Below are 13693 nucleotides of genomic sequence, written 5' to 3'. Positions count from 1 at the left end.
GCCATAAGCGGAAGTTGCAGGGATGCCAAAGAACTGTCGTTGGACGTGATGGATCGGGTGGCGCGACGCTGCCCGTATGACCACTCCGACCGCGTACCGGGCCGCCCGGACCACAGAGCGCCTCGACACCCTCGTCGCCGACGTGCGCGAGGCGGTCGGGCGCGGCCTCCCTCCCGACCTGACCGCGTACCTGGTCGGTGAGCGGCTCGCCCCGCACCTCGGGGCGGCCGACCTGCTCACCGGCGAGCAGTGCGAGGGCGACCCCGAGCGCTACCGCCAGCACGTCCTGCACGCCGAGCACGACGGCAGCTTCTCCGTCGTGGCCCTGGTCTGGCTGCCGGGACAGCGGACCTCCGTCCACGACCACGTGTCGTGGTGCGTCACGGGCGTGCACGAGGGCGAGGAGCAGGAGCGGCGCTACCGCCTCGTGCCCGCCGCCGGGAACGGCAGCGGGGCCCGGCTCGTCGCCACCGAGGACGTCGTCAACCCGTTGGGTTCCGTCTGCGGCTTCGCACCGCCCGGCGACATCCACCGGGTGTGGAACGGCGGCGGCACGCGCGCGATATCGATCCACATCTACGGTGCCGACATCGCCCGCCTGGGCAGCAGCGTCCGCCGGGTGTACGAACTGCCGGCCGACCGGTAATGGCGCTGCTCGGCGAACGCGCCGCCAAGGCCCGTGCCGTGGCTCCCGCGGCCCCCGGCCGCCCGCACGGCAAGCTGCCGGGACTCGGGCTCGCCGCCCTCGGCGTGGCCGTCGCCTGGGGCGTGCACCGGCTCGTGCCCGGGGTCCCGATGCTCACCGTCGCCGTGGTCCTCGGCATCGTGGCCGCCCATCTGCCGGGCGCCGCGCACTCCTACGTACGCGGGCCCGGCAAGGCGGGGCTCACGTTCGCAGGGAAGCGGCTCATGCGGGTCGGCGTCGTGCTGCTCGGCCTGAAGCTGAGCCTCGACGACGTGCTGGGGCTCGGCTGGGCCTCGGTCGCGATGGTGCTGTGCGTGGTCGCCGTCACCTTCTGTGGCACCTGGTGGCTGGGGCGCCGCATGGGCCTGCGCGGCGACCAGCCGCTGCTGATCGCCACCGGCTACTCGATCTGCGGCGCCTCGGCGATCGGTGCCGTCAGCGAGGTCTCCGAGAGCGACGAGCGGGACACCGCCACCTCGGTGGCCCTGGTGACGCTCTGCGGGACGCTCGCCATAGCCGTACTGCCGCTGCTCCAGCAGCCCCTCGGCCTCAGCGACGCGGAGTTCGGGCGCTGGGTCGGGGCGAGCGTGCACGACGTGGGGCAGGTCGTGGCGACCGCGCAGACCGCGGGCGCGGGGGCGCTCGGTGACGCGGTCCTGGTCAAGCTGATGCGGGTGGCGCTGCTCGCGCCGCTCGTCGCGGCCCTCGCCCTGTCGGTGCGGGCACGGGCGCGCTCGGCGGCGAAGCCGGACGGGGAGGGCAAGGCGGCCAAGCGCCCGCCCCTCGTGCCGCTGTTCGTCGCCGGATTCCTCGCCATGGTCCTGCTGCGCACCACGGGGCTGCTGCCGGGCGGCGCGCTCGACGCCGCGCAGACCGCGCAGGAGCTGGTCCTCGCCGCCGCGCTCTTCGGCCTGGGCAGCGCGGTCGACCTGCCCTCCCTGAGCCGCACGGGCGGCCGGGTCGCCGCGCTGGGCCTCGTGTCGTGGGGCGTGATCGCGGGGGTCTCGTACGCGGGTGTGCTGCTGACGTGAGGCGCGGGGGCGCGTGACGTGAGGCGCGGGGGCGCGCGGGGCGCTTGTTAGCCTGCGGGGCGAACTCCCGTACGCACGAATGAGCGTACGGGTGTACCTGTCAGAGCTAGAGGAGTCCCCCGTGGCAAGCCCCCGCATCGCGCTCGTGACCCGACGCCCGCAGCCGGACCACGACCACGACCTGCCGGTCCTCGCGCGGGCCCTCGCCGAGGCGGACGCCGACGCCGATGTCCGCGTCGTCGCGTGGGACGACCCGGACGTCGACTGGGCCGGCTTCGACCTCGCGGTGATCAGGTCGACGTGGGACTACAGCTGGCGCACCGAGGAGTACGTGGCGTGGGCCGAGCGGTGCTCGAAGCTCACGCGGCTCGCCAACCCCGCCGAGGTCGTGCGGTGGAACACCGACAAGCGGTACCTGGGCGACCTGGCGGCGGCGGGCGTCCCCACCGTGCCGACGGCCTACTTCGCTCCGGGGGAGGACGCGGTACTGCCCTCCGGCGACGGCGAGTTCGTCGTCAAGCCGGCCTCCGGGGCCGGGGCGCGCTACGTCGGCCGTTACCGCGCCGATGAGCGCGAGGCCGCCCTCGCCCACATCGCCCGCATGCACGACGAGGGCTTCACCGCCATGGTGCAGCCCTTCGTACGGCGGATCGACGTCACCGGGGAGCGCGCCCTCGTCTTCATCGGCGGGGAGTTCCTGCACGCGATACGCAAGGGCGCGGTCCTCGCGCCCGGCACGGCCTACGACGCCGACAAGATGCCCCACCCCGACCTGCGCCCCTGGGAGCCGTCGGCCGCCGAGCTGGACGTCGCCGCGCGGGCGCTCGCGGCCGTGCCCGGCCTGCCCGAGCTGCTCTACGCGCGCGTGGACATCGTCGACGGGGACGGCCCCGAGGACGGCCCGCGGGTCATGGAGCTGGAGCTCGTCGAGCCCAACATCTTCCTCGGCCTGCACCCCGGTTCACTGCACCGCGTCGTGGAGGGCATCCTCAAGGCCGCGGTGTGAGTTCCGGGCCCCCGTCGGGGAACTCCACCCGCTGGAGCAGCCCCCACGTGAACTCCGCCACGCAGCGCCGCCGCGCCCCGTCCGTGCCCTGCGTCTCCGGCGCGGTGAAGGCCAGGCGCCACCGCGTCGGCGCCGTCCCCTCCATGGGCCGGGCGGGGGCGAAGGCGCGGGCCGCCTCGTCGACCGTGCAGGACCACGGCGTGAGGTCGGCGAGCGTACGGAGTGCGGGGCCCGCGGCCCCCGGCGCACGAACCAGCCACTCGTTCCACACCGCCCCGTTCGGCGCGAGCAGCACCTCGAAGCGCAGGTCCGGCCAGAGCGGCACCGGCCAGAGCAGGGCCTCGCACTCCAGGTCGCCGATCCGGCGCCGGGCGGTCGACTCGGGGGCGCCGAGGACCGAGCGGTAGCGGGAGCGGGCACCGCGCGCGCCGCCGCGCCCCCGGGACATCGCCTGCCAGCGGCGGTTGGCCTCGCGCATCTCCGCGAGGGAGACGCCGAGAGCGTGCCGTGCGCGCTCCACGAGGTCCGGGTTGTGGTCGGCCATGCGGCGCAGCAGGACGAGCTGGAAGTCCAGCGGCGTGAACGGGGCGGGCGGCGGCGTGGACCTAGCGGGCATGTGCCCCATCGTCGCGCACCGCGCGGGATCCCGGGCGGCGGCCTTCGGGGAGGAAGAGGACCGAGTTGACGTAGCGGGGGCGGCGCGGGGTGAGCACCCGGCGCAGCAGGCCCTGCGTCACCACGTACGACGTGTCCGACTGGTGGGCCTCCAGGTCGAAGGCGGCGAGCGGCAGCCAGGTGTCGTGCGGCAGGACCCAGCCCCGGTAGCCGTGCTCGCGGGTGAGCAGCTCCACGATCGGCCCGATCGGCTGGATGCGGGCCTCCAGCTCGATGAAGAGCGCCGGGCGGTCCCTGGCGATCAGCTCGCGCGCGCCCCGCAGCACCGGCAGCTCGTTGCCGTCCACGTCGATCTTGACGAAGTGCACGTCCCGCAGCCCGAGCCCGTCGAGCGTCAGGCACGGCACGTCGAGGGCGCGGGCGTGGATGTCCCGGCGGATCAGGGAGGACACGCCCCGCTCGCCCCGGTCACCGGCCGGCAGCCAGAGCCGTGCCGTGCCGGGTCGGTCCGTGGCCGCGCCCTGCACGACACGGACGTTGCGCGGGGTGCTCGCGGCGAGCAGCCGGGCAAGGCGCGGCACCGGCTCCACCGTCACCACCTGCCGCGCCCGCGAGGCCAGGCGGCCCGACCAGGGCCCGTACCAGCCGCCGACGTCCACGGCCGTGACGCAGTCCGGCGGGCAGAGGTCGCCGAGCCGGGCCAGTTCGGGCTCGAAGCGGGGGTAGACGAGCCGGGCCAGGCAGGCGATGAGCCGGTCGGGCACGAAGGGAGCCAGACGGGCGGCCAGCGTCATGAGAGGGACGTCCGCTTGAGGAGCTGCTCGTGCTCGTCCTCCGTGACCTGTTCGCCGGAGGAGGGCAGGAGCTGCGGTATGCCGTCGATGACCGGGTACCTGCGGCGCAGGCGCGGGTTGTAGAGCGCCTCCTGCGGCACGAGCGGCTCCTCCCGGGCGAGCAGGTGCAGCGGGCCCTTGTCCAGCGGACAGGCGAGGATCTTCAGCAGTGGGTCGTCGGGGTTCATCCGCTCGTCAGCTCCTTGGGGGGTGAGGGGTGGGAGGGGGTGCCGTCGTGCTTCGGCATGGCCAGCAGGACGGCCACCGCGAGCACCGTGCCCGCGATCCGCAGGCCGAGCCGCACCGGCTCGTCCGGCAGCGCCTCGCCGAACGCGAGCGTCCCGAGCACCGCCGTGAACAGCGCCGTCACCGTCGTGCAGACCGGGACGATCAGCGAGGCCCGGCAGCGCTGAAGCGCGGCCTGCGACATGATCAGGCCGAACGCCCCGGTGAACATGAGCAGATACGGGTACGGCGAGCGCAGCAGGTCGACGACGGCGCCGCCGAGCCCCTGCGTGGTCAGATGGCTGGAGACGCCCTTGATGGCCAGCGAGCTCACGCCGTATAGGAGTCCCACCGCGACGCCGTACTCCACGCCCGTCGTCGGCATGCGGTGGCGGTGCTTCGCCCGGCGCTCCGCCGAGCTGTAGAGCCACAGGCCCGCGGCGAGCGACGGCAGGCAGACGGTGAGGACCAGGGGCGTGGGTGCCCCGTCGCCGACCGTGTCGCTGTCCTCGCTCAGTGACAGGACGACCATGAGCAGCGCCAGGAGGATCGCCCCGACCGCGTACCGCTCGCGCCCCGACGTCTCCTCGCCGAGCAGGGCGGAGGACAGGAGCAGCAGCAGGACCAGGCCCGAGACGAAGATGCCCTGCGCGGCGGCGATCGGCAGCGTCCGGTACACGGCGAGCTGGGCGCCGAACCCCGCCGCGAGCGCCAGCGAGCCGCCGATCCACAGCGGGCTGCCGAGCACCTGCCTGAGCAGTCGGGCAGGGTTGCGGACGCTGACGGACGGCATGGCCGTCAGCGCCCGTTTCTCCAGGACGAACCCGGTGCTGTAGAGCACGTTCGCGAGCAGCGCCGCGGCCACACCCCACCACATGGGACTCAAGTCCTTCGGGCGTGCAGCAGCAGGATCGACGAGGCGCTCGGCACCGCGCAGGCCAGCCGGTCCAGGGCGCGCAGCGGGCGCGGCACGCCGTGGAAGGGCGCGCCGGAGAGACGGACCACCTCGAAGCCGCTCGCCGCGACGAACTCCCGCAGGGCGCGGGCGGTGTAGAGCCGCAGGTGACCCACGACCTCGGTGCCGGGGCGGCCGTGGATGCCGCGCAGGCTCACCTCGGAGAAGACCGGCTGTACGCCCGCGAGGAGCAGCCCGCGGTTGTACCAGGCGGCGAGGTTGGGGGTGGACAGCATCAGGTGCCCGCCCGGCCTGAGGACCCTGCGCAGTTCGTCGAGCGCGCTGTCGGGGTCCACCAGGTGCTCGATGACCTCGCTGAACAGGACGGCGTCGGCGGACCCGGACGCGAACGGCAGGCCGCCGCCCGTCAGTTCGCCCCGTACGACGTCGGGCAGGTGGGCGTGGGCGCGCTTCAGGGCGTCCTGGGACCAGTCGACGCCGATCACCCGGTGACCCGCGAGCAGCGGCGCGGCGGTCGCCGCGGCCGTGCCGTCGCCGCAGCCGACGTCGAGGACCGTGGCGGCGCCGGCCGTGGCGGGGCCGAGCGCGGCGGCGAGGATGCGGGCCTGGCGGAGGCTGCGGGCGTCGCCGGAGGCCACGGGGACGGCCGGGTCCTCGTAGAAGTCGCGCAGCCCGGCCGGGGGTTTGGTCGTCGCGGTGGTCACCAGTGCCTCCCGTTCCCGTCGGCCTCCGTGTGCTCCGTCGCATGGAGGTAGTGCTCGAACAGGTCCCGCAGATGCGCGCCGTCGCCGTGGCTGAGCAGCGTCTTCGACCAGCGCAGGGCGAGGTGCAGCCGGCCCGCGGTCGACGCGGTGGTCACCGTGAGCCCGCGCGGCAGCCGGGCGGGCGCGGAGAACCACACGGCGTGCGCCCGGCCCGCGTCACCGAAGTCCAGGGCGTACGGGACGCGGCCGATGTTGCTCAGGAGCGTCGTCGACGTCCAGGGCGCGGCGGCCCTGCGCAGCCCGCGCGTGAGGGCCGCCCGGAACGTGACCGGCAGCACGGGCGCGGTCAGCAGCGCGGCCCCGTGGCCCAGTTGCGGGCGCGCCATGGCCTTGAGCGCGCGGGTGCGCTCGGAGGTGCGGCACAGCAGATCGCGGATGGCCTCCGGGGTCCAGTCCCGCTTGGCCAGTTCGCCCGCGCCGAAGGGCACCTCGACCAGGCGGGTGCCGTTGCCGATCGGCATGCTCGCGTCGCGCGGCCGGTCGTCCACCGGCATGGTGATGCGCAGGGGCTTCGGCCGGGCCCCGTGCTCGCGGTTCCAGTGCGCGATCATCAGCGCGGTCGCCACCATGAGCTGGTCGTTCACGGTGAACGCGGAGCCCTTGGGCCTGCGCGGCACGGGCAGCTCGGCGATGAGCATGCCGTTGCCCGGCGACGGCTCGGGCGTGCCCTTGCTGACCCGGGCCGGTGGCGCCAGGGCCGATGGGGTGTCCGGCGGCGGCGCGGCGGCCGGGCCCGCGCTCTCCGGCCGCCGGACCGGGGGCGCGGCGGGGGAGTTGTCCCTGCCGCCGTAGATCTCGGCGGCCGTGGCGAGGACGCGGAGGCAGGCGGGGCCGTCGAGGGCGGTGTGGTTGATGGTGAGCAGGAGGACCGAGCCGCTGTCCGCGTCCGCTGCTCCGGCGGCGCCCCCCGCCGAGTCCCGCGAGGGCAGCACCTCCAGGCGGATCGGCGGCGAGGCCGTCAACGGCGGAGCTTCGGCGAGGGCCCGCTCACGGGCGTCCCGCAGGGCGTTCCGTCCGCCCGGCGGGAACGCCACCACCTCCATGTCCGCCTCCGCCGTCAGCTCCCACTCGTAGCGGCGGCGGTACCAGGGGCCGCGCGCCTCCCGCATCAGGATGCGGGGGTGGCGGCGCAGGGCCTCGTGGAACGCGGCCCTCAGCCGGGCCGGATCCGGGGTGCCCGGCAGGTGCACCTCGATGTGCACGGTCTCCGGCTCCTCCTCCTGGAGGCAGTGCCGGGAGACCTCGTCGACGACGGGGAACGGCACGCGTCGGGGCGGCCGTCCGGGCGGTCGTCCGGGCCCGTCGGCGCGCCGGGCCGGGTGTTCGAGGGCGGTCATCGCTGGGTGCCTCCCCCCGGGGTGTGCGGGCCTTCGGCCGGTGGTCCCGCGGCGGGGCCGCGGGCCGAGACCGTGGGGCCCGCCGCCGGGCCCGCCGGAGCCTGTGGATCGCCCGGACCGGACTTGCGGTGCGGCAGCGGGGGCGCCGTAGGCCGGCCGGGCGGCTGGGGCGCGGGACCCGCGTCGGGCCCGAACACCAGCGTGTCGTCGACGTCCGGCTGACGCGCCGCCCGCTCCCGTACGGAGACCAGGGCCGCGAACAGAGCGATCAGCGCGAGCAGTTGGGCCGTGTGGCCGAACGCGCCCTCGTCCGACGCGGCACCCGCCCCGCCCGCGCCCGTCGCCGCCACGATGCCCGCTCCCGCCATCGCGACGAACGCGATCGGCACGAGCAGCGCGTGCCGCCACCACGAGAGGAGCGCCAGCGCGGGCACGAGCAGGGCGAACGGGCCCGCGATGACCGCGGCCACCAGGGTGAGCGCCACCGTGCCGAGGATCAGGCCGGGGGCGGGCGGCGCGGGCGCCGCGGCGTCCAAGTCCCTCTCGCGGCGCCAGAGGACGGCGAGCCCGATCAGGAGGAGGACGCCGACACCGGCCAGGATGAGACCGATCTCGTAGACCGTCGACGGCTCGTAGGTGAGCTTCACCGTGCCGCCCTCGCCCTCGGGCACGAGCCAGCCCTGCTGCCAGCCGTCGAGCCGCAGCGAGGTGAGCTCCTTGCCGTTCAGGGTCGCCTTCCAGCCGTCGTTCACGTTCTCGTACGTGGTGAGGTACGAGGCCGCTCCCGCGCCGACCGCCAGCTCACGGCGGTCGCCGAGCCAGTCCTTGACCTTCAGCTCACGCTCGGCCTCGTCGACGCTGCCCGGCGTGCCCCGGGTGAGGGACGCGTCCATGACGGCGAGGGGACCGGCGTCGCCGGTCTCGACGCTGTGCGCACCGGCTTCCAGCTCGACCGTGGTGTCCTTCTCGCCGAGCCGGCAGAGGCTGATCTCGATCGGGCGGCGGTCGGTGAGGTCCCGGACCGTGCCCTTCGCGCTCGACTCGTACAGCTCGCCGTCGATCGACATGACCGGGCCCTGGCCGCAGGGGAGCGAGAAGCGCTCCGTCGGGTCGGGCTGCTTCGTGCGGTACTTGTCGAGCGCCGGGACGTAGACCTCGGTGAGCCCCACGGGGAGCTGGAGGTCGGTGTCGGCCACCGGGTTGTGGACGGTCAGGGGCGCCGTCTCCGTGATGGTGATGTCCATCTGGTCGGTGGTGATCGGGGTGAAGCGGGCGTTGCCGTTCTCATCGACGCCCGCGGTCGCCGCGCCGTCCGGCGAGCTGATCTCGATCTTCTGCGGCCGGGTGGACAGGCCGCCCGCCGCGGGCAGCACGATCTCGCCCACCGGCTGCTTGTCCGGCCACTTGAGGCGGATGACGGGCCGGTTCCCGTCGCCCGCCACCCAGGCCGTGGTCAGGTCGCCGTCGGTGAGGTTGCGCGGCGAGAGACCGCTGCCGAGCTTCGCGGTGGAGTCGGCGGTCGCGATGATCTGCTGTTCCTGCTCGGGCGCCACCTTGTAGAGCAGCTCGTCGAGCTCACGGCCGGGCACGGCCACCGCGCTCGCCTTCACCTCGTACGTGCCGTCGGCCGTCGTCGTGAACCGGCGGTGCAGGCCCGACTCGGTGTCCACCTGCGAGAAGGCGCCGGGGTCGGAGGTGCGGTGCAGGGAGTACGTGGTCGCCTTCGCGTCGGTGGTCTTCTCCGCGTCCGTGGGGAGCTGGAGGAGACGGGTGACCCGGACCCCCGGGATCGTGATCTCCGAGAAGCCCGCGCCCGTCAGGCCGGGGCGCGCCACCTGGGTGTCCAGGATCGTGATCTTGATGAAGTCCGAGTCGCCCGCCGGGGCCTTGACGCGCTGCGGCTCGCCGTTGGTCCTGAGCGGGCTGGTGACGCTGCCGTGCTCCGTCTCCACCCGGACGCGGGTGGGCGCGGCCCGCACGCCGTCCTGCGGCAGCGGGGTGACACGGAAGGAGGACGGTACGTCGATCTTCGCGTTGAACTCGGCCCTGATCCACTCGCCGTCCGCCGTGCCGGCGTTGCCCTCCGCCCAAGCGGTGGCCGGGTTCCCGTCGAAGGCGTTCACCGGGTCGTACTGCGGCAGGTGGAAGAGCCAGTTGCCGTAGCTGGACGCCGTGACCGACCTGGCGCCGCGCAGCTCCGCCGTCGTCTGGTGCTCGACGCCGTCACTGGGCAGGATCTGGTGCGGCTTCTCGCCGGGGTTCTGGTGGGCGTCCTCCGCGTTCTTCTCGTCGCGGCCGTAGGTGTACGAGGTGTTGGAGTTGACCAGGCCGAAGCGGGTGTCGGCGCGGCGCAGGCCGTCACCGACCGCTTGCAGGCCCGGCGTCCCGACGCCCGGGTGGTTGTCGCCGGTCAGCACGGCGGGACGGTCCCGCATCCCGGGGTCGGCGGAGAGCGGAAGCAGCGACTCGGGGCCGCCACTGACCACCGCGGTGTTGGAGACCGGCTTCAGGCCCGCCTGGCCGGGCCGCTCGGCGCCGGTGTCGGGGGCGTAGACCTCCACGGCGCGCTGGCGCGGGTAGAGGCCCTCCACCTGGATGGGTGTGTCGTTGGCGATGATGCCGCCGGTGGTCTGCGGGCCGAAGCCCGTGACGCGGCGGAAGCCGGACTCCTCCAGGGTGCGCTTGACCGTCGCGGTCGGCACGTTGCCGACCTGGTCGGGGTCGAGGTCGTTGCGTACGACGACGTAGTACAGGCCTGCCCGCGTCACGTAGTCGCGCAGCCCCGGCACCTCGGCGCCGGTCCGCAGCGCCTGCTCGACGGCGTCCATCGCGCGCCGGTTGCCCGGCGTGCCGAACGGCACGTAGTCGCGCTGGGCCCAGCGCGAGTCGGCGAGTACGTCGAGGGGCTGGTCGATGGGTGAGCCCCAGGTGTAGATGCCGTGCGCGGTCGCGGGGACGACCAGGGCGCGCGAGTCGGGCGAGTACTTCTCCAGCCAGTCGGCCGTCGCCTGCCAGTAGGTGGGCAGCTTCTGGAACGAACCGGGCTGGAGGATCGAGCCGTTGACGTAGGGCAGGGCGAGGCCGGGCAGGACGAGGACGGCCGCGATCAGCGGCGCGTACCGTCTGCCCCGCACCCGCCGGGCACCGCGCGCCTGCGCGGCAACGCCCACCAGGTGCGTCAGGCCGAGGGCCAGGGCGAGGGCGAGGCCCGTCTGGAACTTGTAGATGTTGCGGAAGGGGACGAGCCCGCCGTCGAGCCAGGACTGGACGGTGCCGTGGAAGGGGGCTCCGAACGCGCCGCCGTACCCGGCGAGGGTGACCAGGACGACCGAGAGGACCGTCAGGACCAGCCAGCGCCGCTCCGGCAGATCGCGCCGCGCGAGGCCCGCGAGGCCGACGGCGGCGGCCAGCGCCGAGCAGACGATGGCCACGACGGCGGTCGCCACCGTCCATCCGGCGGGCAGCCAGGCCTCGCCGAAGTGCAGGTAGGCCACCCAGTTGCCGGCGCCGCGCAGGGTCTCGGTCGCCGACATGGTGCCGGTGGTGGTGGCCGAGTCCTCCACGTAGGGCAGGAAGTTCTCGCCGTGGATGCCGAGCATGAGCAGCGGTACGACCCACCAGGCGGTGGCCAGGACGACGCCGGGCACCCACCAGGTGATCAGCTTTCGCTTGCGCGGCCCGTTCGGCCGGGAGAGCAGATAGAGGCCCACGGGCAGCAGCGACGCGAGCGTCGCCGCCGCGTTCACCCCGCCCATGAACGGGATGATCAGCACCGAACGGCACGCGGCCAGACGTGCGCTGATCCGCGGGTTCGTCAGCGGGAGCAGCACCCACGGCAGGAAGGCGCCGGGCAGCGCCGCCGCCGACGTGGAGCCGAGGACCACGGTGAACGTCGGCCACAGGGCGTACACCACCGCGCCGAGCAGCCGGCTCGGGCGGCTGCCGATGCCCAGGCGCTCGGCGAGCCGCAGCGCGCCCCAGAACGCGACCGCGAGGATCAGCGAGAACCAGAGCCGCTCCGCCACCCAGACCGGGAGCTGCACCAGCTTGGCCAGCCCGTAGAACGGCAGCATCGGGAACGCGTAGCCGACGTACTGGTCCTGGATGCCGCCGAAGCCGGCCCGGTCGTGCCAGAGCTGGCCCAGGTCGGAGAGGAACTGCCAGGGGTCGACGGTGACACCGAGCTTGGTGTCGAACGTCATGCGCCCGGGTTTCACCGCGAGCAGGAGTACGAACGCCACGGCCCAGAACCCGAGCAGCCAGTGCCGCGAGCGCGGCCCCCGCGAGGGTTCAGGGGCATCGGTCGTGGGCCGTACAGCCGCCGGGGGTGGGGCCTGGACCGTGGTCATGGACACCGCCTGAGGATGAGAAGGAGATTCCAGGTCGCGACCTCGCGCACACCCGGCACCTTGGTGATCGCCCCGGCCAGGAACGGCCAGTAGCGCGAGCGCGCCGTCACCACGTCCACGTCGTCGCGGGCCCGCACCTGACGCAGGGTCGCGCCGACGTGGTGTGCGAAGAGGTTCTCGCCGAGCTTGTGTTTCGCGGCTCTTCCCGTACGCCGTTCATAGCGGGCGCGGGCCCGGTCGGCGCCCAGGTAGTGCCAGGGCGCCCACTCGTGACCGCCCCAGGGGGAGAGCCAGTTGGTGAAGGAGACATAGATGAGACCGCCGGGCCGGGTGACCCTGACCATCTCGCTGAGGAACGTCTGCGGGTCGTCGACGTGCTCAAGCACATTGGAGGAGAACGTCACGTCGGCGACGCCGTCCGCGAGCGGCAGCAGATAGCCGTCGGCGAGGACCGAGCCCTCGGGCGGCCTGCTGCCCGCTGCCGTCATCTCCGTGAGGTCCGGCTCGAAGAGATGGCTCTGCGCGCCGCGCCGCCGGAACTCCTCGGTGAAGTAGCCGCCCCCGCCGCCGATGTCGACGACGACGCGGTCCTTCACGGGGCCGTACGCCTCGACCTGGTCGGCGGCGTCCCTGGCGAGGAGGGTGTAGCAGCGCTCGGGCTCCTGCTGCTCGCGCAGGAAGGCCCTGAAGAGCGTGGCGGAACGGCGCAGAGAGGGGTCTTTCACTCAGGGCCTCTGGGGTGACTCGGGTCCAGATGCGCGGCGACGGCCTCGGCCGCCACCGCCTGGAACTGGCGGACCGTGTTGCCCCAGCGGAACTGCGTGGCCCGCTCGCCCGCGGCCTTGCCGAGGGCTCTGCGGCGCTCCGCGCTGAGTGCGAGGGTGCACCAGGCGGCGGCGAAGGAGCTCTCGCCGCGGGCGAGGAGGCCGGTCACCCCGTCCTCTATGGAGTCGCGGACCCCGGGGACGTCGAAGCCGACCGAGGGGGTCGAACGGGTCGCGGCCTCGGTGATGACCAGGCCCCAGCCCTCCACGGCGGAGGGGTGGAGCAGCATCCAGGCCTCGCACAGCAGGCGGTGCTTCTCCGCCTCGGAGACGTGCCCCCTGAAGTCGACGCCGGGTCCGGCCATCCGCTCCAGGCGCGCGCGTTCGGGACCGTCGCCCACGATCACGAGCCGGCCGCCCGTGACGGGTCTGACGCGCTCCCACAGGCGGAGCAGCAGACCGATCCGCTTGTACTCGACGAGGCGTCCCATCGCCAGGAACAGCGGTTCGTCGGAGCGGGCGTGCAGCGGCCCCGGCTCCTCGACGCCGTTGTGCACGATGCGTATGCGGTCGCGCTCCACGCCGATGGCGTGCAGCGCGGTGGCCGTCGACGGGGAGACGGCCACCAGGAGATTGCCGCGCTGGGCGCCGGAGAGCGCCCAGTGCTCCAGTCTCCGGCCGAGCCGGGCCGCGGGGGCGAGCGCCCCCTGGAAGCGCATCCCCCAGAGGTCGGTGTGGACGTGGTTGACCAGGCACAGGGTCGGTCCCCTGTGCCACAGCGGTGCCAGGTACGGCATGCCGTTGCAGACCTCGACGAGCAGGTCGCAGTCGCCCACCTGCCGGGTGAACGCCGAGCGCGCCCGCAGGTAGTGACCGAGGTCGCCGCCCGCGGACACCACGCGGTAGTCGCGGTGGGCGGCGGGGCCGCCGCAGAGCAGCGTGACCTGGTGGCCCAGGCCGCTGAGCCCGTCGGCCAGCCGGTCGACGAGCAGTTCGGAGCCGCCCGCGGCCCGGTTGCCGAGGTCGCGGTGGGCGAGGAAGACGATCCGGCGCGGCTGTGGGGTAGGCGTCGGAAGGCGCTCCGCGCGGCGTGGGGCGGCCGCGCGGAGCGAGGACGGTACGTGCTGGGGCATGCGTGCTCCAACTCGTCTCAGGGTGGGGAACTGTG

Annotated in this window: 12 protein-coding genes; 3 read left to right on the top strand and 9 right to left on the bottom strand. The window is 74.1% G+C overall.

Annotation, left to right across the window (positions count from 1 at the left end; all coding sequences use genetic code 11):
* The first annotated feature begins 76 nt into the window (after positions 1-76).
* The 3 genes from ACRAKF_RS13255 to ACRAKF_RS13245 all read left to right on the top strand — a co-directional run bounded on the left by ACRAKF_RS13255 (position 77) and on the right by ACRAKF_RS13245 (position 2722).
* Positions 77-646: a cysteine dioxygenase gene (locus tag ACRAKF_RS13255; RefSeq protein WP_447037238.1), complete on the top strand. Its 570-nt coding sequence runs from the start codon at positions 77-79 to the stop codon at positions 644-646.
* Positions 646-1716 (top strand): YeiH family protein, encoded by a 1071-nt coding sequence (locus ACRAKF_RS13250; RefSeq protein ID WP_447037237.1) that lies wholly within the window; start codon positions 646-648, stop codon positions 1714-1716. The genes ACRAKF_RS13255 and ACRAKF_RS13250 overlap by 1 nt, the downstream gene beginning before the upstream one ends.
* A gap of 79 nt (positions 1717-1795) precedes the next feature.
* A complete protein-coding gene (locus tag ACRAKF_RS13245) occupies positions 1796-2722 on the top strand; it encodes an ATP-grasp domain-containing protein (protein WP_447037236.1) in 927 nt (308 codons plus the stop codon).
* On the opposite strand, the gene ACRAKF_RS13240 is transcribed toward ACRAKF_RS13245, so the two are convergent.
* From ACRAKF_RS13240 to ACRAKF_RS13200, 9 genes are read right to left on the bottom strand one after another with little or no spacing between them, the layout of a single operon-like run.
* Entirely contained in the window at positions 2706-3347 is a 642-nt protein-coding gene (locus ACRAKF_RS13240; protein ID WP_447037235.1) for a hypothetical protein, read from the bottom strand. The two genes, ACRAKF_RS13245 and ACRAKF_RS13240, sit on opposite strands and share 17 nt — an antisense overlap.
* Positions 3328-4131, bottom strand: a complete 804-nt coding sequence (locus tag ACRAKF_RS13235) for an FkbM family methyltransferase (RefSeq protein WP_447037234.1) — start codon at positions 4129-4131, stop codon at positions 3328-3330. The genes ACRAKF_RS13240 and ACRAKF_RS13235 overlap by 20 nt, the downstream gene beginning before the upstream one ends.
* Complete coding sequence (locus ACRAKF_RS13230; protein ID WP_447037233.1) at positions 4128-4358, bottom strand: Trm112 family protein; 231 nt, start codon at positions 4356-4358, stop codon at positions 4128-4130. The genes ACRAKF_RS13235 and ACRAKF_RS13230 overlap by 4 nt, the downstream gene beginning before the upstream one ends.
* Positions 4355-5260: a hypothetical protein gene (locus ACRAKF_RS13225; protein WP_447041961.1), complete on the bottom strand. Its 906-nt coding sequence runs from the start codon at positions 5258-5260 to the stop codon at positions 4355-4357. The genes ACRAKF_RS13230 and ACRAKF_RS13225 overlap by 4 nt, the downstream gene beginning before the upstream one ends.
* A 17-nt stretch (positions 5261-5277) precedes the next feature.
* Complete coding sequence (locus tag ACRAKF_RS13220) at positions 5278-6015, bottom strand: class I SAM-dependent methyltransferase (RefSeq protein WP_447037232.1); 738 nt, start codon at positions 6013-6015, stop codon at positions 5278-5280.
* Positions 6012-7412 (bottom strand): condensation protein, encoded by a 1401-nt coding sequence (locus tag ACRAKF_RS13215; RefSeq protein WP_447037231.1) that lies wholly within the window; start codon positions 7410-7412, stop codon positions 6012-6014. Before ACRAKF_RS13215 ends, ACRAKF_RS13220 begins: the two co-directional genes overlap by 4 nt.
* Positions 7409-11761, bottom strand: a complete 4353-nt coding sequence (locus ACRAKF_RS13210) for an alpha-(1->3)-arabinofuranosyltransferase domain-containing protein (RefSeq protein WP_447037230.1) — start codon at positions 11759-11761, stop codon at positions 7409-7411. The genes ACRAKF_RS13215 and ACRAKF_RS13210 overlap by 4 nt, the downstream gene beginning before the upstream one ends.
* Positions 11758-12486, bottom strand: a complete 729-nt coding sequence (locus ACRAKF_RS13205; RefSeq protein ID WP_447037229.1) for a class I SAM-dependent methyltransferase — start codon at positions 12484-12486, stop codon at positions 11758-11760. Before ACRAKF_RS13205 ends, ACRAKF_RS13210 begins: the two co-directional genes overlap by 4 nt.
* Positions 12483-13658 carry a glycosyltransferase family 4 protein gene (locus ACRAKF_RS13200; protein ID WP_447037227.1) on the bottom strand — a complete coding sequence of 392 codons (1176 nt, stop codon included), beginning with the start codon at positions 13656-13658 and terminating at the stop codon, positions 12483-12485. Before ACRAKF_RS13200 ends, ACRAKF_RS13205 begins: the two co-directional genes overlap by 4 nt.
* Positions 13659-13693: the final 35 nt, after the last annotated feature.

The organism is Streptomyces sp. DSM 118878 (assembly GCF_052936595.1).
The sequence above is the reverse complement of the archived record's forward strand: the minus strand, read 5'-3'. Positions and strand labels throughout refer to the sequence as shown.

Coding starts and splice junctions, on each gene's coding strand:
- ACRAKF_RS13215 (WP_447037231.1), bottom strand. CDS start 7,412: ATGACCGCCCTCGAACACCCGGCCCGGCGCGCCGACGGGCCCGGACGA.
- ACRAKF_RS13235 (WP_447037234.1), bottom strand. CDS start 4,131: ATGACGCTGGCCGCCCGTCTGGCTCCCTTCGTGCCCGACCGGCTCATC.
- ACRAKF_RS13255 (WP_447037238.1), top strand. CDS start 77: ATGACCACTCCGACCGCGTACCGGGCCGCCCGGACCACAGAGCGCCTC.
- ACRAKF_RS13245 (WP_447037236.1), top strand. CDS start 1,796: ATGAGCGTACGGGTGTACCTGTCAGAGCTAGAGGAGTCCCCCGTGGCA.
- ACRAKF_RS13200 (WP_447037227.1), bottom strand. CDS start 13,658: ATGCCCCAGCACGTACCGTCCTCGCTCCGCGCGGCCGCCCCACGCCGC.
- ACRAKF_RS13250 (WP_447037237.1), top strand. CDS start 646: ATGGCGCTGCTCGGCGAACGCGCCGCCAAGGCCCGTGCCGTGGCTCCC.
- ACRAKF_RS13210 (WP_447037230.1), bottom strand. CDS start 11,761: ATGACCACGGTCCAGGCCCCACCCCCGGCGGCTGTACGGCCCACGACC.
- ACRAKF_RS13230 (WP_447037233.1), bottom strand. CDS start 4,358: ATGAACCCCGACGACCCACTGCTGAAGATCCTCGCCTGTCCGCTGGAC.
- ACRAKF_RS13240 (WP_447037235.1), bottom strand. CDS start 3,347: ATGGGGCACATGCCCGCTAGGTCCACGCCGCCGCCCGCCCCGTTCACG.